Raw genomic sequence first — 23,088 nt, 5'->3', positions numbered from 1 at the left:
TTCAACAGGTGGGCGGCACACGTAAAACGCCGGCCGGACCGGACAAAAGGCGAAGCCTTTTTGCAGGCGGTAATGCTGTCCCGTGGGCGCAGGGACGTCAGAGCCGCATGGACGCCGCCGGCGCCGTTGCGTTACCTCAGAACCTCAGATCAGCCCGCCGGTGCCGGTCAGGCCGATCCGGGCGATGGCGACCAGGATGACGATGCCGTTGAGCACCAGCCCGGCCTTGGCGCGGCCGCGCTTTCCGCTGCGGGTGAACAGGATGCCGACCGCGGCGATGATCGCGCCGACCGCGGCGAACGGGATCAGCAGCCAGTTGGTGAGGCTGATGAGCGGGATCAGCGCCAGCACCATCCAGACCATGGCGACGATGCCCCAGATCAGACTGATCAGTCCCATTGCGTTCTCTCCTCGCGGCTCGCGGCCGTCGCGATCAGGCATCCATTATGACGCCGTGCATGCCCTCGATTTCCACCTGCAGCTCGCGCCGGCACACGTCGCCGTGCAGCAGCAGCCACGGCACCGCGTCGCCGAGGCGCGCGCGCAGCAGGCGTTCGACGGCCGCCGCCTGCGCGGCGTCGCGCACGTAGACCTTCAGCCGGGTCGACGCGTCCAGCGCCGCCGGCAGGCCGGGGCGGCGTTCGCGCGCCGCGTCGAGCAGGCTGTCGAGGTTGGCGAGGGTTTCGTCGAGCTGCGGCGCCAGCGAACCGGCGTGCTGCGAGGCGTGGCCGACGATGCTGGCGGTGCCGGAAACGAACAGCGGCAACGCGCCCGGCGGCGGCAACAGCGCGCGGGCGAAGCTCGGCGGTTGCGGGCCGTATTCGCGCGGGTAGCGCCACGCGCTGGTCTGGCGCGGGTTTTCCAGCGGCGTGCCGGGGCGCCGCGCCGCCAGCCAGTAGACCTGCAGCACGCGCCCGCCGTCGTTGCTTCCGATCGCGGTCGCGGCCGGCAGCGCGGCGGTATCGACTTGGCCGAGGCCGCGCACGCGGCCGATGCAGAACTGGCGGTAGCGCTCGTCGTCGCCTTCGCCCCAGGTGATCTCGTCGAAGTAGTTCCAGATCCGCAGCAGGTGCGGGAAGCCGCTGCCGCGCCAGAACGCGCTGGCCTGGGCGTAGGCGCGTTCGCTGGCGGCGAGCATGTCGTCGGCGTCGCGGTCGCGCAGTTCGATCGCGCCGAACTGCAGTTCGCCGTCGTCGGCATGGGCGATGCCGCCGTCGAAGCCAGCGGACGCCGGGCCGGCGCCGCGCCATACCTCCAGCCGCGCCTGGTCCAGCGGCGCCAGCGGTACGCGCAGGTAGCGGGCATCGCCGACCGCGTCGCGCGTCGGCGCTTCGGGCCCGAAACCGAACACGGCGAGGGTATCGGGACGGGCCAGCTCGACGGCGAGCGCTTCCGGCGCGACCAGTTCGACCGCCAGCCGCGGGCTACGGGGCAGGGGCTCGGACAGCGCGGCGCTCATGCGGGAAAGACCGGGGGAATCACGATGGCGGATGATACCGCGCGGCCCGATGCGGCACCCACCGATCCGGGTGGGGCTATATTCATGCCCTGCGGCGGAAGATGCCGCCAACCAACGGGAGGCCCGCCATGAAATTGCGTCTTGCCGCGGTCGCGCTGGCCGCCGTCGCGCTGGCCGGTTGCGCCGGCACTTCGAAGGTCATGCTTGGCGAGGCGCGCGCGCCGATCGATCCGGCGCAGGTGCGCATCTACGGCAGCCCGCCGCCGGGCTCGGTCGAAATCGCCCAGCTGGAAGCGACCAGTGCGGTCGGCTTCGGCACCCAGGGCCAGACCGATGCGGCGGTGGCCCGGTTGAAGCGCGAGGCGGCGGCGCTGGGCGCCAACGGCGTGGTCCTGGTCGGCGTGGGCGGCAGCGGTTCGCCGGTCGGCATGTCGGTGGGCGCGGGCACGTTCGGCCGCCACAGCGGCGGCGGACTCAGCGTCGGCATTCCGACCACGCAGAAGAAGGCGGCCGGCGTGGCGATCTGGGTGCCGGAAGCGGCGGTGCCGCCGGCGACCACGCCCCGAGGCGGCGCGGCCGCGCATAGGCCGCAAGTCATGTTCGGCTGATCGGCCGCAGCGGTTAGCATGGCCTTTTCCCCGATGGAAGGCTCATGGCTGGCAAGTTCACGGAACCGGCGCGCATCGGCGCCATCGTCTTGGCGGGACTCCTGCCGGGCCTGTTGATCGCGTCGCCCGCGCTCGCGCAGACTCGCGCGATGCCGACCGCAGACGATTACGCGCGCGCCGCGAAATTCCTCCCGCAGAACGCCAACCCGCTGGTCGACCACGCGGTCGGGCGCGTCAGCTGGCTCGCCGACGACCGCTTCTGGTACCGCGACCACGACGCCAACGGCGACCGCTTCCTGGTATTCGACGCGAAGACCGGCAAGGCCGCGCCGGCGTTCGACCACGCCGCGCTGGCGCAGGCGCTGACCGCGGCCGGCAAGGGCGGCAAGCCGGCGAAGGCCGGCAAGCTGCCGGTCAGCGGGATCAAGCTGCTCGCCGACGGCCGCGTCGAGGTGGCCACGACAGCCGGCGCCTTCGTCTGCGCGGGCAAGGCCTGCGAGGCGAAGCTGGCGAAGAAGCAGGAGCCGGGCGTCGCGTCGCCGGACGGGAAGAAGGAGGCGTTCGTCCGCGATTGGAACCTGTGGGTGCGCGACCTCGCCAGCGGCGCGGAGACGCAGCTGACCAGCGACGGCGCCACCGACTACGGCTACGCCACCGACAACGCCGGCTGGAAGCACAGCGACAACGCGATCCTGGTCTGGTCGCCGGACTCGACGAAGATCGCCACCTTCCAGCAGGACCAGCGCAAGGTCGGCGAGATGGTGCTGGTGAAGACCAACGTCGGCACGCCGGTGGTCGAGCGCTGGAAGTACCCGCTGGCCGGCGACGAGCACGTGGCGATGATCGAGCGCGTGGTGATCGACGTCGCCGCGAAGAAGACCGTGCGGCTGAAGATGCCGGCGGATTTCCACCGTTCCACCTGCAGCGACGACATCGTCTGCGACAACGGCTGGGAGGACGTGCAGTGGGCGCCCGACGGCAGGACGCTGGCCTTCGTCAGCACCGACCGCGGGCACAAGTCCGCGCAACTGCGCGTGGCCGACGTCGCGACCGGCGAGGTGCGCGACGTGTACAGGGAAACCGTCGTCACCCAGTACCAGAGCAACACGGCGTTGTCCTCGGTCGCGTGGCGCTACCTGCCGGAAAGCAACGAGTTCATCTGGTATTCGCAGAAGTCCGACTGGGGCCACCTGTACCTGCACGACCTGGCCACCGGCAAGGAAAAGCGCCAGATCACCAGCGGGCAGTGGAACGTGGACGGCATCGAGCGCATCGATGCGCAGACGCGCACGCTGTGGTTCGTCGGCAACGGCCGCGAACCGGGCAATCCGTATTACAAGCACCTGTACAAGGTGTCGCTGGACGGCGGCGACGTGACGCCGTTGACCCCGGAAGCCGCCGATCACGCCGTTGCCCTGTCGCCGGGCGGCGCGTGGTTCGTCGACGCGTATTCGACGACGGCGCAGCCGACGGTCACCGTGCTGCGTTCCGCGGCCGATGGCGCGACCAGGCAGGAAATCGCCCGCGCCGACATCGCCCGGTTGCAGGCCATCGGCTGGCAGCCGGCCGAAGAGTTCACGGTCAAGGCGCGCGACGGCAAGACCGACCTGTACGGGCTGATGGTCAAGCCGGCGAACCTGGATCCGGCGAAGAAATACCCGGTCATCGTCTACATCTATCCCGGGCCGCAGGTCGGTTCGGCCAGCAACTACCGCTTCAGCACCGCGTTCCGCGACGGCCAGTCGCTGGCGCAACTGGGGTTCGCCTTCGTCGCCATCGACGGCATGGGCACGCCGTGGCGCAGCAAGACCTTCCAGGACGTTTCCTACGCCAACATGGCCGACAACACCCTGCCGGACCAGGTCGCGGCGGTGAAGCAGCTGGGCGAGCGTTACCCGTGGTTCGACGCGACCCGCGTCGGCATGTGGGGCCACAGCGGCGGCGGCAACGCCACCGCGACGGCGATGTTCCGCTATCCGGAAACCTTCAAGGTGGGCTGGGCCGAAAGCGGCAACCACGACAACCTGAACTACGAGGACGACTGGGCCGAGCGTTACCACGGCCTGCTGGAGAAGAAGGACGGCGGCGGCAGCAACTACACCGGGCAGGACAACGCCTCGATCGCGAAGAACCTGCAGGGCAAGCTGATGCTGGTCCACGGCACGATGGACGACAACGTGCCGCCGTACATGACCCTGCTGGTCGCCGACGCGCTGATCAAGGCGAACAAGGACTTCGACCTGCTGATGATCCCCAACGCGCGCCACGGCTACGGCAGCGGCGCGGCCGGCCTGTACGTGACCCGCCGGCGCTGGGACTACTTCGTCAAGAACCTGCTCGGCGTCGAGCCGCCGGCGCAGTTCGAGCTGAAGGTCGCCGAATAGGCGCCCGGAAAGAACCCTTCCCCCGCTTGCGGGGGAAGGGGCCCCAAAGGGCGGATGAGGGCGCGAGCGCAGCGAGCGGCTTCTGCTCTTCGCATCGCAAAGATCGAAAGCCGGGTCCTCACCCTTGGCGCCGCGCGCCGTTTCCCTCTCCCGTAAGCGGGGGAGGGGTTATCGCAAGTGGCGGCGGAAGCAATCAGCCCTTCTTCGGCTCGATCCCGAACAGCAGTTTCTTCTCCTCATCGCTCAGCGGCTGGCCCGCGTTCGGGTTGACCTGCGAACGCAGCGCATAGGCGCGTTGCGTGGCCGGGCGTTCGGCCACCACGTCGTGCCAGCGGCGGACGTTGGCGAACGGCGCCATGTCCAGCGGCGCCTTGTCGTAGGGGTTCACCCACGGATAGATCGCCATGTCGGCGATGCTGTAGGCGTCGCCCGCGACGAATTCGCGGTCGGCCAGGCGCTTGTCGAGCACGCCGAGCAGGCGCAGCGCTTCGTTGCGGTAGCGGTTCTTCGCGTACGCGATGTCTTCCGGCGCATAGACGTGGAAATGGCCGTACTGCCCGGTCATCGGCCCGAGCCCGCCGATCTGCCAGTGCAGCCACTGGCTGACCTCGGTGCGGCCGCGCGTGTCGGCGGGGACGAAACGGCCGGTCTTGTTGGCCAGGTAGGCGAGGATCGCGCCGGATTCGAACACGGAGATCGGCGCGCCGCCATCGGCCGGCGCGTGGTCGACGATCGCCGGCATCTTGTTGTTCGGCGAGATCGCGAGGAATTCGGGCCTGAACTGGTCGCCCTTGCCGATGTCGACCGGCACGATCCGGTAGTCGAGGCCGGCTTCCTCGAGGAACAGGGTGATCTTGTGCCCGTTCGGTGTGGGCCAGTAATGCAGGTCGATCATGCGGCGGCTCCGCTGGGGGTGGGGGCCGCAGTCTACTGCGCGAAGACGCAGCGGTCCGTCATGGCGACGGACCGCTGCGTTGCATGCCTCAGAACGCGTAGCGGAAGCCGAGCAGGTACTGGCGGCCGTACTCGGTGTATTCCTCGGGGAAGAACAGGCCGAAACCGTTGGAGTCGCTGACTTCGGTGCGGAACGGTTCGTTGGTGACGTTGTTCACCTGCGCCAGCAGCGACAAGCCGCCCAGTGCGCTGCTTTCCGGGAAGTCGTAACCCAGCTGCAGGTCGACCGTGCGTTCGTTGCGCGTGTAGCGGTAGCTGCGCTGGCCGAAGATGTAGCTGTACTCGCCGCGGTACGGGTCGCGGAAGCGCTGGCTGACGCGCGCCGAGAAGCCGTTCTTTTCGTAGTACAGGGTGGCGTTGGCGACGATCTTCGACAGGCCGGGGAAGGTGTCGGTGCCGCTGCCCTGGTTCGGGCCGTCCGGATCGATCGACGACTCGGTGTACGAGGCGTTGAGCAGCAGGCCGAAGCCGTCCAGGGCCGAACTGATCAGGTCGCCGCCCAGTGCCATGCCCAGTTCGGCGCCGCGCATGTAGCCGCCGGTGCCGTTGGCCGGGGTCGAGAAGGTGCCCCAGTCCGAGGACGGCGGGGTGTCGCCTTCGTAGTCGTAGCCGGCGAAGTTCCACGGGATGGTCTGGGTATAGATGTACGAGTCCAGGTCCTTGTAGAACACCGCCAGGGCCATGTAGCTCGAATTGGATTCGCCGAAATACTTCTCGACCGACAGGTCCACGGAATTGGCGCGGTACGGCTCCAGCTCCGGGTTGCCGCCGCTGCCGGTCCATTCGCCAACGCCATTGGTCACCGCCACGCCGACGTAGCCGTACGCGCCCATGTCGTTGATGCGCGGGCGCATGATCTCGCGGGCGGCGCCGAAGCGGACGTTCCAGCCGTTGCCGAAATCGAACACCAGATTCAGGCTGGGCAGGATGTCGCCGTAGGAAGCCCCGACGCCGCTGACCGCCACCGGGCCGTCGGCCTGGATCACCACGCCGTCCGCGGACTGGTCGACCTGCACCAACTGCACGCCGACGTTGCCGCGCATGCGGACCGTGTCGGTCAGGTCGAGGTCGAGGTTGGCCTTGGCATAGAAGGTGCGGACCTCTTCCTCGATGCGCTGGTCCTTCTGCAGGTCGTCGTTGCTCTCGCTCAGGTAGACGTCGTAGTAGCGCGACAGCAGGGCGCGCGCGTCGTAGGCCAGCACGTTGCCCATGCCGGCGAAGCCGAGGTCGGTCGGCGCGAACAGCAGCGACGGGTCGACCAGGGTCGGCGCGCGATCGTTCAGCAGGTCGGTGAAATAGACCTGCGCCGCCTTGTCCTTGGTGCGCTTGCTGTAGTTGAAGCCGACGTCGTAGCTGCGCAGGAAGTACGAATCGACCAGCCGGTTCATCGACAGGCGGAACGACTTCAGCGTGTCCTTCTGCTGCGAATTCTCCATGCGGCCGTCGTGGCCCCAGCCCTGCGGATCGCGCAGGTAGACCGAGTTCGGGTCGGACAGGTCGGGCAGCGCGTAGTCGGCGTAGCCCGGGGTCAGCGGGATCTGGAAGTCGACGTCGAGCCCGCCGAGCATGCCGGCGTAGGTTTCCAGCGTCGACTGGTCGCGTTCGGCGCGCGAGTAGCTGACGTCGGCGGCCAGCGTGTACACGCCCCACTTGAACTCGTTGTTCCAGCCGAACGCACTGATCTTGTCGTCGCGCTGGTTGTCGTCGTTGCGCACCACCGGCTCGATGCCGCTGAGGGTGCCGCTGGTGACCACCGGCGTGCCGTGGTAGTCGGTGGTGTTGGCGGCGGTGTAGGTCACCGCGCCGCCGTTCCACCATGGGTCGTTGGTCCACATCGCGCCGCGCATCCACTCGCCCTGTTCGAACTTCGAGTGGTACATGTCGAGCACGCTGTGCCAGGTGTCGTTGGGCTTGAATTCCAGCACCGCCATGACGCCGGTGCGGGTGGTGTCGCGCGACTTCACCCAGCCTTCGGCGCCCTGCAACGCGATCGCGCCTTCCGGCACGCCGGCCTGCGGGGTACCCCATGCACCGGTATCGGCCCACCACCACGACTTGTAATGCTTTTCCTGGAACGGCGAGGCCAGGCGCGCGACGCCGATGGCGACGCCGATGGTGTCGTTGGCGAACTGGTCGACGTACGAGGCCGAGAAGCGGTAGCCGGTATCCTTGCCGCCGTCGGTCAGGTCGCCCAGCGAATTCTTTTCGCCCTGGCCGCTGACCACGATGCGGCGTTCGCCGTAGTCGAGCGGGCGGATGGTCTGCATGTTCACCGTGCCGGACAGGCCCTGGCCGACCAGCGATGCGTCGGGGGTCTTGTAGACGGTGACGGCATTGATCAGCTCGGCCGGGTACTGATCGAACTCGACGCCGCGGTTGTCGCCGGTCGTCACTTGCTCGCGGCCGTTCAGCAGGGTGCCGGCGAACTGTTCGGACATGCCGCGGATGTGGATCACCTGGCCGCGCCCGTCGACGCGCTGCATGGTCAGGCCGGGCAGGCGCGAAATCGAATCGGCGATGCTGATGTCCGGCAGCTTGCCGATGTCCTCGGCCGAGACCGCTTCGACGATCGAGGTCGATTCATTCTTGGTTTGCACCGAGGTCGCGATGCTGTGGCGGATGCCGATGACCTGCACGGCGTCCAGCGTGGACGTGGTCTGATCGTCCTGCGCGGCCGCGGTCGGCTGTTCCGGCTGGGCCGGCGGCGTCTCCTGCGCCTGCGCGGAGAACGCGAGCGCCGCCATGCAGGCAAGCGCCAGCGCGCTGGCGTTCGGCCCCTGGCGCCCGGCGGCGGGGGCGTGTTGTGGATGGAATCGGCGACGGCGTGGTGAATCGGCGACAACGTGGTTTTGCGCTTGCATAACTCCCCTCCCGAGGGATTTTGACAGCGCTGTCATAATGGAATCCAAACAAATCTGTCAACACGGGTTCAATGGCCAAAATCAGCTTGCGGTGGGAAGTCCAGTGATTCCAGAGAGTTACATTCGTTTTCAGAAATCCGCGTGTTGCAGCGCGAAAAAGCATCTGCGCAACAGGCGCGCGGGGGCACGGGGCCCGTGGCCGCACGTGGCCCTCGGCCTGCTCCTGTGCTTCCAGCTGGCCGCTTGCGACGATGCGCCGCCACGGGCGGATGCCGGGGCCGGCAGTCGCGGCGCCAGGGTCGAAGCGTGGACGACGACGTCCGACCAGCGCCTGGCGCTGGCGCCGTCGACGCTCGAATTCGGGCCGGCGGACGGACCGGTCGACATCGAGGTCGATGCGGCGACCCGCTACCAGCAGGTGGTCGGCTTCGGCGCGTCGATCACCGACGCGTCGGCATGGCTGATCCGCAACCGGATGGACACCGCCCAGCGCGAGGCGTTGCTGCGCGAGCTGTTCGGCCGCGAAGGCGACGGCATCGGCTTCGACTTCACCCGCCTGACCATCGGCGCGTCGGATTTCTCGCGCCGCCACTACAGCCTCGACGATCCGCCGGACGGCAAGCCGGACCCGGAACTGAGGCATTTCGACATCGCGCCCAACCGCGACGACGTGATCCCGGTGGTGAAGCAGGCGCTGGCGATCAATCCGCAACTGAAGGTCATGGCCTCGCCGTGGAGCGCGCCGGCGTGGATGAAGGACAACGGCAACCTGATCAAGGGCCGGCTGGCGCCGGAACACTACGACGCCTTCGCGCGCTACCTGCTGAAGTACGTCGAGGCCTACGCCGCCGAGGGCGTGCCGGTGACCGCGCTGACCGTGCAGAACGAACCGGACTTCGAGCCGGGCGACTACCCGGGCATGCGCCTGAACGCGCCGGAACGGGCGCGCTTCATCGGCGACCACCTCGGCCCGCTGCTGGCGCAACGCGCGCCACAGGTGCAGATCTTCGACTGGGACCACAACTGGGACAAGCCGGAGGAGCCGCTGGGCGTGCTCGCCGACCCGGTCGCCGCGCGTTACGTCCCGGCCGTCGCCTGGCATTGCTACGCCGGCGACGCGTCGGCGCAGTCGCGCGTGCACGACGCCTATCCCGACCGCGACGCCTACATGACCGAATGCTCCGGCGGCGATTGGGAGCCGCTGGCCAGCGGCGGCCTGACCCTGCAGATGCGCAGCGTGGTCATCGGCTCGCTGCGCAACTGGGCGCGCGGCGTGCTGCTGTGGAACCTCGCGCTGGACGAAAACCGCGGCCCGCACGCCGGCGGCTGCGGCACCTGCCGCGGCATCGTGACCATCGACTCGAAGACCGGCGCGGTCTCGCGCACCGACGACTACTACGCGCTGGCCCATGTCAGCCGCTTCGTGCGCCGCGGCGCATGGCGCGTCGCCTCGACCGCAACCGGCGACGGTCTGGACAACGTCGCCTTCGTCAACGCCGACGACGCGACGCGCGTGCTGGTGGTCGGCAATTCCGGCGCCGCGCCGCGTGCGCTCGGCGTGCGCGAAGGCGGGCGCCGCTTCGTCGCCACGCTGCCGGCGAAAAGCGTGGCCACGTTCCGCTGGGCGGCCGGCGAAAAATGAGCCGCTGAAGCGGGAAGGGCCGGGAAGCGACGCGTCCCGGCCCTTCGATCCCGTCAGGCGGCCGGCAGGCGGCGCATCGCCTCCTGCCGCGCAGCGGCCTACTGCATCGGGCAATCCAGCTTGTGGTCGAACGCGGTCGCCGCGACCACATCGGCCAGCGCCAGGTCGAGGCCGGCGCCGGAGCGGATCGCGAACGGCACGTCGAGCTTGCCGGTGTCGGCGCCGGCGACGCGCAGGCACTTCAGCGCCACGCCGAAGCGCAGCCATTCGCCGCGCGGCAACTTCGCCAGCGCCGGGCCGATCGGCAGTTCCGCCTGGCCCTCGCCGCCGCGCGCGAGCAGCGCGACCTTGCCGTCGGCCGGCAGCGCGTCGACGCGCAGCGTGGCGATCACGAACACGTCGCCGTTGGTTTCGCGCACCAGGTCGAGCGGCGCATCCGAGCGCAACTCGGCGGTCGCCGCGCCCGACCAGGCCAGCCGGCGCGCGCCTTCCTGCACCTTGTAGTCGAACGGGGTCATCTTCAGCGTGCCGTCGCCGCTCTGTTCCTGCGCGTGGACCACGTCGGTGGCGGCGCCGTCGCTGCCGAGCAGGCGCAGGCGCAGGCCGGGGCCGGCGACGCCGCGGGCGAAGAACGCGTTGCCGCGGGCCGCGGCCGGATCGACGCCCGCCTCCTCCGGCAGTGCGGCGAGATCGCCGTCGTCGGCGTAGGTCAGGCCGTAACCGAACGCGAACTGCGGGTCGTAGTCCTCCTGCCCGAAGTTGTTCGCATACTGGTCGGCGCGCTTCGGCCACGAGAAGCTGAGCTTGCCGTGGAAGTCGTGCTGCGGCTTGCCGTCGGCGCCGCGCAGCAGCACGTCGGCGATGCCGCCGCCTTCGGAACCGGGCAGCCACGCCGCGACGAAGGCGTCGGAGGCGTTGATCTCGCGGTTGACCCACAGCGGGCGGCCGCTGAGGAACACCGCGACCACCGGGATGCCGTCGGCCTTGAGCCGCTTGATCAGCGCCAGGTCGTCGCTGCTGCCGGACTTGTACAGCAGGTTGGCCAGGTCGCCCTGGAACTCGGCGTAGGGCTCTTCGCCGAACACGACGATCGCCGCGTCCGGCCGGGTCTTGTACTTGCCGTCGACCGCGAGCTCGGCGCTGCCGCCGGCGGCCTCGACCTGCTGCTTCAGCCCGTCCCAGATCGAATCGGCGTTCGGGAAGTCCTTGCGCATGGTGCCGGTGCCCTGCCAGGTCAGGGTCCAGCCGCCGGCCTGCTTGCCGACGTTGTCGGCGCCGTCGCCGGCGACCAGCAGCTTCTTCTTCGGATCGAGCGGGAGAACGCCGCCCTGGTTCTTCAGCAGCACCAGCGATTCGCGCACCGCCCGGCGCGCGATCGCGCGGTGCGCGGGCGCGCCGAGCAGTTCGAACTTGCCGCCGAGCGCGCGCTGCGACGGCTTCGGCTTCTCGAACAGGCCCATGCGGAACTTGACCCGCAGGATCCGCCGCACCGCGTCGTCGAGCCGCTGCATCGGGATCTCGCCGGCCTTCACGTGCGCCAGGGTGCTTTCGTACAGGCCCTTCCAGCTGTCCGGCGCCATCGCCATGTCGAGGCCGGCGTTGTACGTGGCCGCGCAATCGGTCGGCGTGCAGCCGGCGACCTGGCCGTGGCCGTTCCAGTCGCCGACGACGAAGCCGCCGAAGTGGAAGCGGCCCTTCAGCACGTCGGTCAGCAGGTCCTTGCGGCCGTGCATCTTCTGCCCGTGCCAGCTGTTGTACGAGGCCATCACCGCCTGCGCGCCGGCGGCGACGCCGGTCTTGTAGCCGGCGGCGTGCACGTCGCGCAGCACCGCTTCGCTGGACAGGTTGTCGCCCTGGTCCTTGCCGTTGGCGGTGCCGCCGTCGCCGAGGAAGTGCTTGATCGACGTCATCACGTGCTCGTCGTCGAGGAAATCCGGCGCGCCGGCCTTGCCCTGCAGGCCCTCGACCATCGCCGGGGCGAAGCTGGCGACGACCTCGGGGTTCTCCGAATAGCCTTCGTAGCTGCGGCCCCAGCGATCGTCCTGCGGCACCGCGACGGTCGGGGCGAAGGTCCATTCCATGCCGGTGGTGCGCGTCTCGACCGCGGTGACGCGGCCGATCTGGCGCATCAGTTCCGCATCGCGGGTGGCGCCGAGGCCGATGTTGTGCGGGAACAGCGTCGCGCCGACGATGTTGCTCTGCCCGTGCACGGCGTCGATGCCCCAGATCACCGGGATGGCCTTGCCGCCGCCGGAAGTGTCCATCGACGCCTCCCAGAACGCGTCGGCCAGGTCCAGCCAGGCCTGCGGCGTCGCGTCGTACTTGCCGCCGGGATCGGAGCCGCCGCCGGCGAGGATCGAGCCGAGCCGGTACTTGCGCACGTCGTCGGGGGTGACGCTGCCGATGTCGCCCTGGATGATCTGGCCGACCTTTTCCTCGACCGTCATCGTCTTCAGCAGCCCGTCGACGCGCGCCTCGAGCGCGGGATCGGCGGCGAGCGGCCACGCGACCTCGGGCCAGTGTTCGGGGACGATGGCGTTGCCGCCGTCGTCCGCGGCGGCGGCCGGCGACGCGTCCGGCGCGCTGCGCTGGCAGGCGGCCAGTGCGACGACCAGGCTGGCCAGCAGCAGGCTGCGGGCGGAAGGGCGGGGATGTCGGCGGATGGTGTTCATCGGCGGGAACTCGGGACGGAAGGGAGGGTCGGAGCTGACAGCGCTGTCACCTTTCCAGCGTAGCGCAGCGTTGCGGGCGAAGCTTGCTGCATAGCGACATGAGCCGGTCGGCCTGCGGAAGGTAAAGTTAGCGCTAACATGCGACTTTGGCGACATCTGGCAGAATGACCCGGATAGGGTAGGCAAGGACGAAATGGAAGGCATGCGCGTGCGAATCGAAGATGTCGCAGAGGCAGCGGGAGTCTCGATGAAGACGGTTTCGCGCGTGCTCAACAGCGAACCCAACGTCTCCGAGGCCACTCGCCGCGCGGTCCAGGCGGCGGTGGAGAAGCTGCAGTACCGCCCGCACCCGTCCGCGCGCACGCTCGCCGGCCGCCGCTCCTACCTGGTGGCGATGCTGTACGACAACCCGTCCAGCAACTACCTGATGGAGGTCGAGCTGGGCGTGCTCGACGCCTGCCAGGCGCAGCACTACAACCTGATGCTGGCGCCGCTGGTCTACGACGCGAAGGACATCGTCGCCAAGGTCGAGGCGCTGATCCTGCAGTCGCGCCTGGACGGCGTGGTGCTGACCCCGCCGATCACCGACGACGAGGCCCTGCTGGCGCGGCTGGACGCGCGGGACATTCCCTATGCCAGCATCTCGCCGAAGGAAACCCACCGCCGCGTCGGCGTGGTCCTCGACGAGCGCAGCGCGGCGCGCGAGATGATGGCGCACCTGGTGTCGCTGGGGCACCGGCGCATCGCGCACATCAAGGGCCATCCGGCGCACGGCGCCAGCGGCTGGCGCCTGGCCGGCTACCGCGACGGATTGCAGGACGCGGGCCTGGACTACGACCCGACGCTGGTGGTCGCGGGCGAGTTCTCGCATGGCTCCGGCGTCGCCGCGACCCACCAGCTGCTCGACCTGGCGCAACCGCCGACCGCGATCATCGCCGCCAACGACGACATGGCGGCCGGCGCGATCTGCGCGATCTTCGAGCGCGGCCTGTCGGTGCCGAAGGACGTTTCGGTGTGCGGCTTCGACGACACGCCGATCTCGCGGCAGATCTACCCGTCGCTGACCACGGTGCGCCAGCCCACGCGCGAGATGGGGCGCCTGGCGGCGCTGGAACTGCTCAAGGAAATCCGCGAGCGGCGCACCGGCGGCCTCGTCGACGTGTCGTACGCATTGCAGCTGCGCAGGTCGACCGGACCGGCGCCGTAGCGGCTTGGCAGTGCGCCGCCGCCGCGGTTAATCTCCGCGCTCCGCCGCCTGCCGCCCCCGCGATTCCATGTCCGAACCGACCGCCGCCGCTCCGCTCCGCCCGCTGCCCGCGCTGATCTTCGCCTCGCGCTGGCTGCAGTTGCCGCTGTACCTGGGCCTGATCGTGGCGCAGGGCGTGTACGTGGTGCTGTTCTTCAAGGAGCTGTGGCACCTGGCCAGCCACGCCACCGGCCTGACCGAGCAGCTGATCATGCTGTCGGTGCTGGGCCTGATCGACGTGGTGATGATCTCCAACCTGCTGGTGATGGTGATCGTCGGCGGCTACGAAACCTTCGTCTCGCGGCTGAACCTCGAGGGCCACCCGGACCAGCCGGAATGGCTGAGCCACGTCAACGCCAGCGTGCTGAAGGTCAAGCTGGCGATGGCGATCATCGGCATCTCGTCGATCCACCTGCTGAAGACCTTCATCGAGGTCGGCAGCCTCGGCACCGGCGACAACCGCTTCACCGGGCCGGGCGTGATGTGGCAGACCATCATCCACTGCGTGTTCATCCTGTCGGCGATGGGCATCGCCTATACCGACAAGCTGATGACCCAGGGCGCGACCCGGCGCGAGCACGCCGCGCACTGACGGCCGGGGACGGGGCGCCGCCGCCATGAGCCGGATCGACGCAGCGCACCCGGTGCTGGCCTGCCGCGACGTGGCGGCTTCGGTCCGGTTCTACCGCAGCCTCGGCTTCGCATTGTCGTTCCAGGACGACGCGGACGCGCCGCGCTATGCGGCGGTGCACCGCGACGGCGTCGAACTGCACCTGCAATGGGCCGATGCGGGGCAGTGGCGGGACGGCATCGATCGGCCGGCCTATCGCTTCCTCGTCGCCGACGTCGATGCGCTGCACGGCGAATTCGCCGCCGCGCTGCCGCCCGATGCGTGGCACGGGCCGTGGGCGCGCCCGGCGGACACGCCGTGGGGCACGCGCGAGTTCCACCTGCGCGATCCCGGCGGCAACGTGCTGCAGTTCTACCGTCCGCGCTGAAGGCCGGACCGCGCCGGGCGCCGCCGCCGCGTAAAATGCACGGATGGATGTTTCCCACCTGCTCGACGGGCTGAACCCGGCCCAGCGCGAAGCCGTTTCCGCGCCACCCGGCCATTACCTCGTCCTCGCCGGCGCCGGCTCCGGCAAGACCCGCGTGCTGACCCACCGCATCGCCTGGCTCAACGAAGTGCACGGCGTGCCGGTGCACGGCATCTTCGCCGTGACCTTCACCAACAAGGCCGCCGGCGAGATGCGCCAGCGCGTCGACGCGCAGTTGCGCCACGGCTCGCGCGGACTGTGGGTCGGCACCTTCCACGGCCTCGCCCACCGCCTGCTGCGCCTGCACTGGAACGAGGCGGGGCTGCCGGAAGGCTTCCAGGTGCTGGATTCCGACGACCAGCTGCGCCTGGTCAAGCGCGTGGTGCAGCAGCTGGAACTGGACGAAGGCCGCTTCCCGCCGCGGCAGATCGCCTGGTGGATCAACGCGCAGAAGGACGAAGGCCGCCGCCCGCAGCACATCCAGGCCGAAAAGCACGACGAATGGGGCAGCGTGATGCTGCGTTGCTACGCGCTGTACCAGGAGCGCTGCGACCGCGCCGGGCTGGTCGATTTCGCCGAACTGCTGCTGCGCGCGCACGAGCTGCTGCGGGACAACCCGGCGCTGCTGGCGCACTACCGCGCGCGCTTCCGCGAGATCCTCGTCGACGAATTCCAGGACACCAACTCGATCCAGTACGCCTTCGTCCGCGTACTGGCCGGCGACACGGGCCACGTGTTCGTGGTCGGCGACGACGACCAGAGCATCTACGGCTGGCGCGGCGCCCGGGTCGAGAACATGCAGCAGTTCCTGCGCGACTTCCCCGACGCGCGGACCATCCGCCTGGAGCAGAACTACCGCTCCAGCGCCAACATCCTCAACGCCGCCAACGCGGTGATCGCGCACAACCCGGGCCGCATCGGCAAGCAGCTGTGGACCGACACCGGCGACGGCGAACCGGTCGACGTCTACGCCGCGTACAACGAGATCGACGAGGCGCGCTACGTCATCGAGCGCATCCGCCAGTGGGTGCGCGACGGCGGCAGTTACCGCGACGCGGCGATGCTCTACCGCAGCAATGCGCAGTCGCGCGCGCTGGAAGAGGCGCTGCTCGCCGAGCAGGTGCCGTACCGCGTCTACGGCGGCATGCGCTTCTTCGAGCGCGCCGAGATCAAGGACACGCTGGCCTACCTGCGCCTGGTCGCCAGCCGCGCCGACGACGCCGCCTTCGAAAGGGCGGTCAACACGCCCGCGCGCGGCATCGGCGAGCGCACGCTCGACGAGGTACGCAAGCTGGCGCGCGCGCAGTCGCTGCCGCTGTGGAGCGCGGCGCAGGCCATCGTTTCCGGGACCGGCCTCGCCGCGCGCGCGCGCAACGCGCTGGCCGGCTTCCTCGCGCTGGTCGACGCGATGGCCGACGAGGTCGCCGCGCTCGACCTGAAGGACAAGATCGACCACGTGCTGGCCCGCTCCGGCCTGCGCGAGTTCTACGCCAACGACAGCAAGGGCCGGCTGGATTCGGAATCGCGCACCGAGAACCTCGACGAACTGCTCTCCGTCGCCTCGCGCTTCACCCGCCGCCTCGACGACCCGGACGAGGATGAACCTGTCGACATGAGCGAGCTGGTCGAATTCCTGTCCTACGCCGCGCTGGAAGCCGGCGAGGGCCAGGCGCAGGCCGACGAGGACGGCGTGCAGCTGATGACGCTGCATTCGGCCAAGGGCCTCGAGTTCCCGCTGGTGTTCCTGGTCGGGCTGGAGGAAGGGCTGTTCCCGAGCAGCCGTTCGCTCGAAGAGAGCGGACGGCTCGAGGAGGAGCGCCGCCTCGCCTACGTCGGCATCACCCGCGCGCGGCAGAAGCTGGTGCTGACCTACGCCGAGTCGCGGCGCCTGCACGGCCAGGACATGTACGGCATCCCGTCGCGCTTCCTGCGCGAGATCCCGCCGCACCTGCTCAGCGAGGTGCGCCCGCGCGTGCAGGTGTCGCGGCCGTACGCGCCGCCGCAGCCGCGTCCGCTCGGCCATGCCGCGCTGGAGCAGCCGGCGCTCAAGCTGGGTTCCAACGTCGTGCACCCGAAGTTCGGCAGCGGCGTGGTCACCGACTACGAAGGCAGCGGCGCGCACGCGCGGGTGCAGGTGCAGTTCGACGGCGAGGGCAGCAAGTGGCTTGTGCTGGCGTACGCGAACCTGTCGCCGGCGTGACGCCCTTGTAGGAGCGGCGCAAGCCGCGATGTTTTTCGAACAGATCGCGACGGAACGAAAGGCATCGCGGCTTGCGCCGCTCCTACACGGCCTCGATCTCCGGATCGGCCTCGTGCAGGAAGCCGCCCGATTGCCGCCGCCACAATTGCGCGTACAGGCCATCGAGGGCCAGCAGTTCCTCGTGCGTGCCCTGTTCGACCACGTGGCCCCTGTCCATCACCACGAGGCGGTCCATCGCCGCGATCGTCGACAGCCGGTGCGCGATGGCGATGACGGTCTTGCCCTGCATCAGCCGGGCGAAGTTCTCCTGGATCGCCGCCTCCACTTCGGAGTCGAGCGCCGACGTCGCCTCGTCCAGCACCAGGATCGGCGCGTCCTTCAGCAGCACGCGGGCGATGGCGATGCGCTGGCGCTGGCCGCCGGACAGCTTGACCCCGCGCTCGCCGACGTGGGCGTCGTAGCCGCGGTTGCCCTTCGCGTCGACCAGGCCGAGGATGAAGTCGTGCGCGTGCGCCTGCCTGGCCGCCTCGATCATTTCCTCCTCGCTCGCGTCCGGCCGCCCGTACAGCAGGTTCTCGCGCACCGAGCGATGCAGCAGCGAGGTGTCCTGGGTGACCATGCCGATGTTGGCGCGCAGCGAGTCCTGGCGCACGTCGGCGATGTCGGTGCCGTCGACGAGGATGCGCCCGCTCTCGACGTCGTAGAAGCGCAGCAGCAGGTTCACCAGCGTCGACTTGCCGGCGCCGGAGCGGCCGATCAGGCCGACCTTCTCGCCGGGGCGGATGTGCAGGTCCAGGCGGTCGATCACGCCGCCCTGCTTGCCGTAGTGGAAGCCGACGCCCTCGAAGCGGATGTCGCCCCGGCTCGCCGCCAGCGGCGGCGCGCCGGGCTTGTCGTCGACGGTCGGCGGCAGCGCGATCGAGTTGATCCCGTCCTGCACCGTGCCGATGTTCTCGAACAGCGCCGACATTTCCCACATCACCCACTGCGACATGCCCATCAGCCGCAGCACGAAGGCGATCGCGACCGCGATCGCGCCGGCGCTGACCGCGCCCTCCGACCACAGCCACACGCCGAGCGCGGCGACCGCGGCCAGCAGCAGCATGTTCAGCGCGGTGTTGCTGGCGTTGACCACGGTGACCAGGCGCATCTGCCGGTGCACGGTCCGCATGAAGCCGTCCATCGCCTCGCGGGTGTAGGCCTCCTCGCGCGCCGAATGCGAGAACAGCTTGACCGTGGCGATGTTGGCGTAGCTGTCGACGATGCGCCCGGTCATCGTCGAGCGCGCGTCGGACTGCGCCTGCGCGACCTTGTTCAGGCGCGGGATCGCGTACCACAGCAGCAGCGAATACAGCCCGATCCACACCGCGAACGGCAGCATGAAGCGCCAGTCCTGCGACGCGGCCACCACCAGCGTGCCGCCGAGGTAGACGAGCACGTAGTTCAGCACGTCGAGCAGCTTGATCACGGTCTCGCGCACCGCCAGCGAGGTCTGCATCAGCTTGGTCGAGATGCGCCCGGCGAACTCGTCCTGGAAATAGCTCATCGACTGGCGCAGCAGGTAGCGGTGCACCTGCCAGCGGATCCGCATCGGGAAGTTGCCGAGCAGGGTCTGGTGGATCACCAGCGCGTTCAGCAGGCTCAGCGCCGGGAACACCAGCAGCACGACGGCGGCCATCAGCAGCAGGTGCCGGCCCTCGGCGGCGAAGAAGCTGGCCGGCGTGTGCGCCTGCAGCCTGTCGACCAGCGCGCCGGTCCAGGCGTACAGCCGCACCTCGATGATCGCGAACACGGCCGAAGTCAGCGCCATCAGCGCCAGCCACGGCTCCAGGCCGCGGGTGTAGTGGCGGCAGAACGCGTACAGCGACTTGGGCGGTTGGACGGGCGGCGCGGACGGATACGGGTCCACGCGGGTTTCGAACCAGCGCAACATGGGGGATCTTCGGCGGAATCCTGGGGTCGGCCGGATTATGGCGCCGAAACCCGGGCGCGGGGCCCCGCGCGAACGAACGGCCGGCCGGCGGCCTGATCCGGATCAATGCGCGGCGGCGCGGGCGGGCGTTTAATGGCAGCGTCGCAACTGCCGCGAGGAGTAGGCCATGTACCAACGCATCCTGATCGCGATCGACGGTTCCGAACTGGCCGCCAAGGGCCTGCGCGAGGGCCTGGCCCTGGCCAGGGCGCTGCAGGCGAAGGTCGACATCCTCGTCGTCTCCGAGCCGTGGGCGATGGGCGTGTACGACGCGTTCGGCTGGACCATCGCCTACCAGGCGTCGCCGGAATACCGCGAAAGCCGCGAGGCGCAGGCGCAGGCGATCCTGATGCCGGCGCTGGACGCGGCCAGGCAGGCCGGGGTCGAGGCCACCGGCCACCACCTGCTCGACCGCTACGCCGCCGACGGCATCCTCGAAACCGTGCGCGAGTCCGGCAACGACCTGGTGGTGATGGCCTCGCACGGGCGCCGCGGCGTGGACAAGGTGCTGCTCGGCAGCCAGACGCAGTTGGTGCTGACCCACAGCAAGGTGCCGGTACTGGTGGTGCGCTGAACGACGCCTTCCCCCGCGGGGGAATACCGGGTCGTCCATGGACTTCGAGTCGATTCCGCCTCGGCACGCTGCCGCGGGAATGACCGCCGGCAGGCGGGATCGATGCAACGCAGATTTCCCGCCGCGCCGATGGCCCGGACCCATCGCGCGGGGCATCCTTCGCAACCCCGCAGAGAAGAACGAGCATCCTCCATGCCCACGTTGTTCGACCCGCTGACCGCCGGCGAGCTCCAGCTCGCCAACCGCATCGTGATGGCGCCGCTGACCCGCAACCGCTCGCCGGGCGCGGTGCCGCAGCCGCGTGCCGCGACCTACTACGCGCAACGCGCGACGGCCGGCCTGCTGGTCAGCGAAGGCGTCGCGATCAGCCAGCAAGGGCAGGGCTACGCCGACGTGCCGGGGCTGTATGCGCCGGAGCAGGTCGAGGGCTGGAAGCGCGTCACCGCGGCGGTGCACGCGGCCGGCGGCAGGATCGTCGCGCAGATCTGGCACGTGGGCCGCGTTTCGCACGTTTCGCTGCAGCCGGACGGACGGGCGCCGGTGGCGCCGTCTGCGATCCGCGCCAACAGCAAGACCTTCCTGGTCGATGCCGGCGGCAATGGCGGCTTCGTCGCGACCTCCGAACCGCGCGCGCTGGAGCCGGCGGAGATCCCCGGCATCCTCGACGACTACCGCCGCGCCGCGCGCGCCGCGATCGAGGCCGGCTTCGACGGCGTCGAGATCCACGGCGCCAACGGCTACCTGGTCGACCAGTTCCTGCGTTCCGGCAGCAACCGGCGCGGCGACGGATACGGCGGCGGCATCGAGAACCGCGCGCGCTTGCTCGACGAGGTGGTCGCCGCGGTCGCCGGCGAAATCGGCGGCGGCCGCACCGGCATCCGCATCTCGCCGGTCACGCCGGCCAACGACGTGTCCGATCCCGAGCCGCAGCCGCTGTTCGAGCACGTGGCGCGCGCGCTGGCGAAGCACGGGCTCGCCTTCGTGCACGTGATCGAGGGCGCGACCGGCGGCCCGCGCGACAACCTGCCGTTCGACTACGCGGCGTTGAAGCGGGCGTACCGCGACGCCGGCGGTAGCGGCGCGTGGATCGCCAACAACGGCTACGACCGCGCGCTGGCGGAACGGGCGGTCGCATCCGGCCATGCCGACGCGGTCGCGTTCGGCAAGCTCTTCATCTCCAATCCGGACCTGGTGCGCCGCCTGCGCGAGAACGCGCCGTTGAACGCGTGGGACGCGAAGACGTTCTACGGCGGCGGCGACCACGGCTACATCGACTATCCGACGCTGGATTGACCGTTCGCGGGCCGGCCGCGGCCCGGCAGCGCAACGCGCGGGGAACGCGAAGGCCGGGCATGGGCCCCTGCTTCGCCTGCGGCTTTAGTCGTATTCGCGAAGCGCCAGGGACGCACCTGCAAGGCGTTGCGGCGTGCCTACGCATGCGTATGGAAAAAGCCGGTTGACTCGCATCAATACTGGCGCCGCGCAAATGTGCAAACATGCGCGCCCCGTCCACGCATCGGAAACGACCAACCCATGAATTCCCCCGCTGCCTTCACACGCGACGAACTGCTGGCCAGCGCCCGCGGCGAGCTTTTCGGTCCGGACAGCGGGCGCCTGCCCAACGCGCCGATGCTGATGTTCGACCGCATCACCGAGATCCGCCAGGACGGCGGCGCGCAGGGCAAGGGCATGGTGCGCGCCGAACTCGACATCCATCCGGACCTGTGGTTCTTCCAGTGCCATTTCCTCGGCGACCCGGTGATGCCCGGTTGCCTCGGGCTGGATGCGCTGTGGCAGCTGACCGGCTTCTTCCTCACCTGGACCGGCGCGCCGGGGCGCGGCCGCGCATTGGGCGTGGGCGAGGTCAAGTTCACCGGCCAGGTGCTGCCGAGCGCGAAGAAGGTCAGCTACGAGATCGACATCAGCCGCGTGGTCAACCGCAAGCTGGTGCTGGCGGTGGCCGACGGCCGCGTGCTGGTCGACGGCCGCGAGATCTACACCGCGCGCGACCTGCGCGTGGGCCTGTTCACTTCGACGGAGAACTTCTGAGCATGCGCCGCGTCGTCGTTACCGGCCTGGGCATCGTTTCCTGCCTGGGCAATGATGCGGACAGCGTGTCGGCCGCGCTGCGCGCCGGGCGTTCCGGCATCCGTTTCCAGTCCGATTACGCCGAACTCGGATTCCGCAGCCACGTGGCGGGCAAGCCCGAGATCGACCTGGAAGCGCAGATCGACCGCAAACAGAAGCGCTTCATGGGCGATGCCGCGGCCTACGCCCACATCGCGATGCGCGACGCGATCGCCGACGCCGGCCTGTCCGAGGCGCAGGTCAGCCAGCCGCGCACCGGCCTGGTCGCCGGTTCCGGCGGCGGTTCGGCCGAATGGCAGATCAAGGCCGCCGACCTGCTGCGCGAGCGCGGCATCCGCAAGGTCGGCCCGTACATGGTGCCGAAGACGATGTGCTCGACGGTATCGGCCAACCTGGCCACCGCGTACCGGATCAAGGGCGCCAGCTATTCGCTGTCGGCGGCGTGCGCGACGTCGGCGCACTGCATCGGCGCGGCCGCGGACCTGATCCGCGCCGGGCGCCAGGACGTGGTCTTCGCCGGCGGCGGCGAGGAAGCGCACTGGGCGCTGACCATGATGTTCGACGCGATGGGCGCGCTGTCCAGCAAGCGCAACGACGACCCGGCCGCGGCCTCGCGCCCGTACGACGCCGACCGCGACGGTTTCGTCATCGCCGGCGGCGGCGGCATGCTGGTGCTGGAGGACTACGAGCACGCCATCGCCCGCGGCGCGCGCATCCATGCCGAACTGGTCGGTTACGGCGTGACTTCCGACGGCGCCGACATGGTCGCGCCGTCCGGCGAAGGCGCGGTGCGCTGCATGCGCATGGCGCTGGAAGGCGTGACCGCGCCGGTCGACTACCTGAACACCCACGGCACCTCGACGCCGGCGGGCGACATCGTCGAACTGGACGCGATCCGCGCGGTGTTCGGCGAGGCGCTGCCGCCGGTGTCGTCGACCAAGGCGCTGTCCGGGCATTCGCTGGGCGCGGCCAGCGTGCACGAGGCGATCTACAGCCTGTTGATGCTGCGCGACGGCTTCATCGCCGGTTCCGCCAACATCGACGCGCTGGACCCGGGCGCCGAGGGTTATCCCGTCGTCCGCGCCAGCCGCGACGCGACGCTCGACACGGTGATGTCCAACAGCTTCGGCTTCGGCGGCACCAATGCCGCGCTGGTGTTCGCGCGGGTCTAAGGCAACAGGGTGGGCCCTGGCCCACCGTCGCCGTCGTGCGGATCATGCGAGCGGTGGGCTTGAGCCCACCCTGCGCTTGCTGGGGTTTTGAAGGGTTCACCCCCGTTTTCACGGACACTTACGAGAAGGCCGATCAAGGCCATGAGGAGTGTTCATGTCGAAGCGAAGGAAGTTCAGCACCGAGTTCAAGCGCGGTGCGGTTGAGCAGGCCAGCCAGCC

Annotated in this window: 17 protein-coding genes; 11 read left to right on the top strand and 6 right to left on the bottom strand. The window is 69.6% G+C overall.

Annotated elements, in window-relative coordinates; translation table 11 throughout:
* Window positions 1–144: 144 nt before the first annotated feature.
* Entirely contained in the window at window positions 145–399 is a 255-nt protein-coding gene (locus CSC71_RS06400) for a hypothetical protein (protein WP_162373533.1), read from the bottom strand.
* Window positions 400–433: 34 nt separating this feature from the next.
* On the bottom strand, window positions 434–1,459 hold the full coding sequence (locus CSC71_RS06395) for a chorismate transformation FkbO/Hyg5 family protein (protein ID WP_162373532.1): 1,026 nt from the start codon (window positions 1,457–1,459) through the stop codon (window positions 434–436).
* Between the two features lie 128 nt (window positions 1,460–1,587).
* Here CSC71_RS06395 and CSC71_RS06390 point away from each other — a divergent pair, with 128 nt between their 5' ends.
* Both CSC71_RS06390 and CSC71_RS06385 read left to right on the top strand, forming a co-directional pair.
* On the top strand, window positions 1,588–2,067 hold the full coding sequence (locus tag CSC71_RS06390; RefSeq protein ID WP_162373531.1) for a hypothetical protein: 480 nt from the start codon (window positions 1,588–1,590) through the stop codon (window positions 2,065–2,067).
* A gap of 44 nt (window positions 2,068–2,111) precedes the next feature.
* Window positions 2,112–4,451, top strand: coding sequence for a S9 family peptidase (locus tag CSC71_RS06385; RefSeq protein WP_162373530.1), 2,340 nt, complete (start codon window positions 2,112–2,114; stop codon window positions 4,449–4,451).
* Between the two features lie 193 nt (window positions 4,452–4,644).
* Here the strand turns inward: CSC71_RS06385 and CSC71_RS06380 are convergent, their stop codons facing one another.
* Together CSC71_RS06380 and CSC71_RS06375 are read right to left on the bottom strand one after the other, a co-directional pair.
* Window positions 4,645–5,346, bottom strand: a complete 702-nt coding sequence (locus CSC71_RS06380) for a glutathione S-transferase N-terminal domain-containing protein (RefSeq protein WP_162373529.1) — start codon at window positions 5,344–5,346, stop codon at window positions 4,645–4,647.
* A gap of 88 nt (window positions 5,347–5,434) precedes the next feature.
* Entirely contained in the window at window positions 5,435–8,149 is a 2,715-nt protein-coding gene (locus CSC71_RS06375; RefSeq protein ID WP_162373528.1) for a TonB-dependent receptor, read from the bottom strand.
* A 322-nt stretch (window positions 8,150–8,471) separates the two neighbouring features.
* Between CSC71_RS06375 and CSC71_RS06370 the strand changes: the two genes are divergently transcribed.
* Window positions 8,472–9,908, top strand: a complete 1,437-nt coding sequence (locus CSC71_RS06370) for a glycoside hydrolase family 30 protein (RefSeq protein ID WP_246192041.1) — start codon at window positions 8,472–8,474, stop codon at window positions 9,906–9,908.
* Between the two features lie 98 nt (window positions 9,909–10,006).
* Here CSC71_RS06370 and CSC71_RS06365 read toward each other — a convergent pair whose 3' ends face one another.
* On the bottom strand, window positions 10,007–12,580 hold the full coding sequence (locus CSC71_RS06365) for a glycoside hydrolase family 3 protein (RefSeq protein ID WP_162373526.1): 2,574 nt from the start codon (window positions 12,578–12,580) through the stop codon (window positions 10,007–10,009).
* Between the two features lie 193 nt (window positions 12,581–12,773).
* Between CSC71_RS06365 and CSC71_RS06360 the strand changes: the two genes are divergently transcribed.
* From CSC71_RS06360 to uvrD, 4 genes are all read left to right on the top strand, one after another.
* Window positions 12,774–13,787 (top strand): LacI family DNA-binding transcriptional regulator, encoded by a 1,014-nt coding sequence (locus CSC71_RS06360; RefSeq protein ID WP_343037676.1) that lies wholly within the window; start codon window positions 12,774–12,776, stop codon window positions 13,785–13,787.
* Window positions 13,788–13,854: 67 nt separating this feature from the next.
* Window positions 13,855–14,418 (top strand): TIGR00645 family protein, encoded by a 564-nt coding sequence (locus CSC71_RS06355; protein WP_162373524.1) that lies wholly within the window; start codon window positions 13,855–13,857, stop codon window positions 14,416–14,418.
* Window positions 14,419–14,443: 25 nt separating this feature from the next.
* Entirely contained in the window at window positions 14,444–14,824 is a 381-nt protein-coding gene (locus CSC71_RS06350) for a bleomycin resistance protein (RefSeq protein ID WP_162373523.1), read from the top strand.
* Between the two features lie 43 nt (window positions 14,825–14,867).
* A complete protein-coding gene (gene uvrD, locus CSC71_RS06345) occupies window positions 14,868–17,063 on the top strand; it encodes a DNA helicase II (RefSeq protein WP_162373522.1) in 2,196 nt (731 codons plus the stop codon).
* Window positions 17,064–17,145: 82 nt separating this feature from the next.
* Here uvrD and CSC71_RS06340 read toward each other — a convergent pair whose 3' ends face one another.
* Window positions 17,146–18,996 carry an ABC transporter ATP-binding protein gene (locus tag CSC71_RS06340; protein WP_162373521.1) on the bottom strand — a complete coding sequence of 617 codons (1,851 nt, stop codon included), beginning with the start codon at window positions 18,994–18,996 and terminating at the stop codon, window positions 17,146–17,148.
* A 166-nt stretch (window positions 18,997–19,162) separates the two neighbouring features.
* Here CSC71_RS06340 and CSC71_RS06335 point away from each other — a divergent pair, with 166 nt between their 5' ends.
* The 4 genes from CSC71_RS06335 to fabB all read left to right on the top strand — a co-directional run bounded on the left by CSC71_RS06335 (window position 19,163) and on the right by fabB (window position 22,869).
* A complete protein-coding gene (locus tag CSC71_RS06335; RefSeq protein ID WP_162373520.1) occupies window positions 19,163–19,609 on the top strand; it encodes a universal stress protein in 447 nt (148 codons plus the stop codon).
* 192 nt (window positions 19,610–19,801) lie between these two features.
* Complete coding sequence (locus CSC71_RS06330) at window positions 19,802–20,902, top strand: alkene reductase (protein WP_162373519.1); 1,101 nt, start codon at window positions 19,802–19,804, stop codon at window positions 20,900–20,902.
* A gap of 240 nt (window positions 20,903–21,142) precedes the next feature.
* Window positions 21,143–21,658: a 3-hydroxyacyl-[acyl-carrier-protein] dehydratase FabA gene (gene fabA, locus CSC71_RS06325; protein ID WP_162373518.1), complete on the top strand. Its 516-nt coding sequence runs from the start codon at window positions 21,143–21,145 to the stop codon at window positions 21,656–21,658.
* 2 nt (window positions 21,659–21,660) lie between these two features.
* The gene (gene fabB / locus CSC71_RS06320) at window positions 21,661–22,869 is read left to right on the top strand and encodes a beta-ketoacyl-ACP synthase I (protein WP_162373517.1); all 1,209 of its coding nucleotides are present in this window, start codon (window positions 21,661–21,663) and stop codon (window positions 22,867–22,869) included.
* Window positions 22,870–23,088: the final 219 nt, after the last annotated feature.

Source organism: Pseudoxanthomonas sangjuensis, assembly GCF_010211755.1.
Classification (GTDB): Bacteria; Pseudomonadota; Gammaproteobacteria; order Xanthomonadales; family Xanthomonadaceae; genus Pseudoxanthomonas_A; species Pseudoxanthomonas_A sangjuensis.
This window is presented reverse-complemented; position numbering and strand designations above follow the sequence as displayed.

Bases quoted from the DNA above. Each gene is read 5' to 3' on its own strand.
- uvrD (WP_162373522.1), top strand. From the start codon at position 14,868: ATGGATGTTTCCCACCTGCTCGACGGGCTGAACCCGGCCCAGCGCGAA.
- CSC71_RS06395 (WP_162373532.1), bottom strand. From the start codon at position 1,459: ATGAGCGCCGCGCTGTCCGAGCCCCTGCCCCGTAGCCCGCGGCTGGCG.
- fabB (WP_162373517.1), top strand. From the start codon at position 21,661: ATGCGCCGCGTCGTCGTTACCGGCCTGGGCATCGTTTCCTGCCTGGGC.
- CSC71_RS06340 (WP_162373521.1), bottom strand. From the start codon at position 18,996: ATGTTGCGCTGGTTCGAAACCCGCGTGGACCCGTATCCGTCCGCGCCG.
- CSC71_RS06365 (WP_162373526.1), bottom strand. From the start codon at position 12,580: ATGAACACCATCCGCCGACATCCCCGCCCTTCCGCCCGCAGCCTGCTG.
- CSC71_RS06350 (WP_162373523.1), top strand. From the start codon at position 14,444: ATGAGCCGGATCGACGCAGCGCACCCGGTGCTGGCCTGCCGCGACGTG.
- CSC71_RS06380 (WP_162373529.1), bottom strand. From the start codon at position 5,346: ATGATCGACCTGCATTACTGGCCCACACCGAACGGGCACAAGATCACC.
- CSC71_RS06360 (WP_343037676.1), top strand. From the start codon at position 12,774: ATGGAAGGCATGCGCGTGCGAATCGAAGATGTCGCAGAGGCAGCGGGA.
- fabA (WP_162373518.1), top strand. From the start codon at position 21,143: ATGAATTCCCCCGCTGCCTTCACACGCGACGAACTGCTGGCCAGCGCC.
- CSC71_RS06355 (WP_162373524.1), top strand. From the start codon at position 13,855: ATGTCCGAACCGACCGCCGCCGCTCCGCTCCGCCCGCTGCCCGCGCTG.
- CSC71_RS06385 (WP_162373530.1), top strand. From the start codon at position 2,112: ATGGCTGGCAAGTTCACGGAACCGGCGCGCATCGGCGCCATCGTCTTG.
- CSC71_RS06400 (WP_162373533.1), bottom strand. From the start codon at position 399: ATGGGACTGATCAGTCTGATCTGGGGCATCGTCGCCATGGTCTGGATG.
- CSC71_RS06335 (WP_162373520.1), top strand. From the start codon at position 19,163: ATGTACCAACGCATCCTGATCGCGATCGACGGTTCCGAACTGGCCGCC.
- CSC71_RS06330 (WP_162373519.1), top strand. From the start codon at position 19,802: ATGCCCACGTTGTTCGACCCGCTGACCGCCGGCGAGCTCCAGCTCGCC.
- CSC71_RS06375 (WP_162373528.1), bottom strand. From the start codon at position 8,149: ATGGCGGCGCTCGCGTTCTCCGCGCAGGCGCAGGAGACGCCGCCGGCC.
- CSC71_RS06390 (WP_162373531.1), top strand. From the start codon at position 1,588: ATGAAATTGCGTCTTGCCGCGGTCGCGCTGGCCGCCGTCGCGCTGGCC.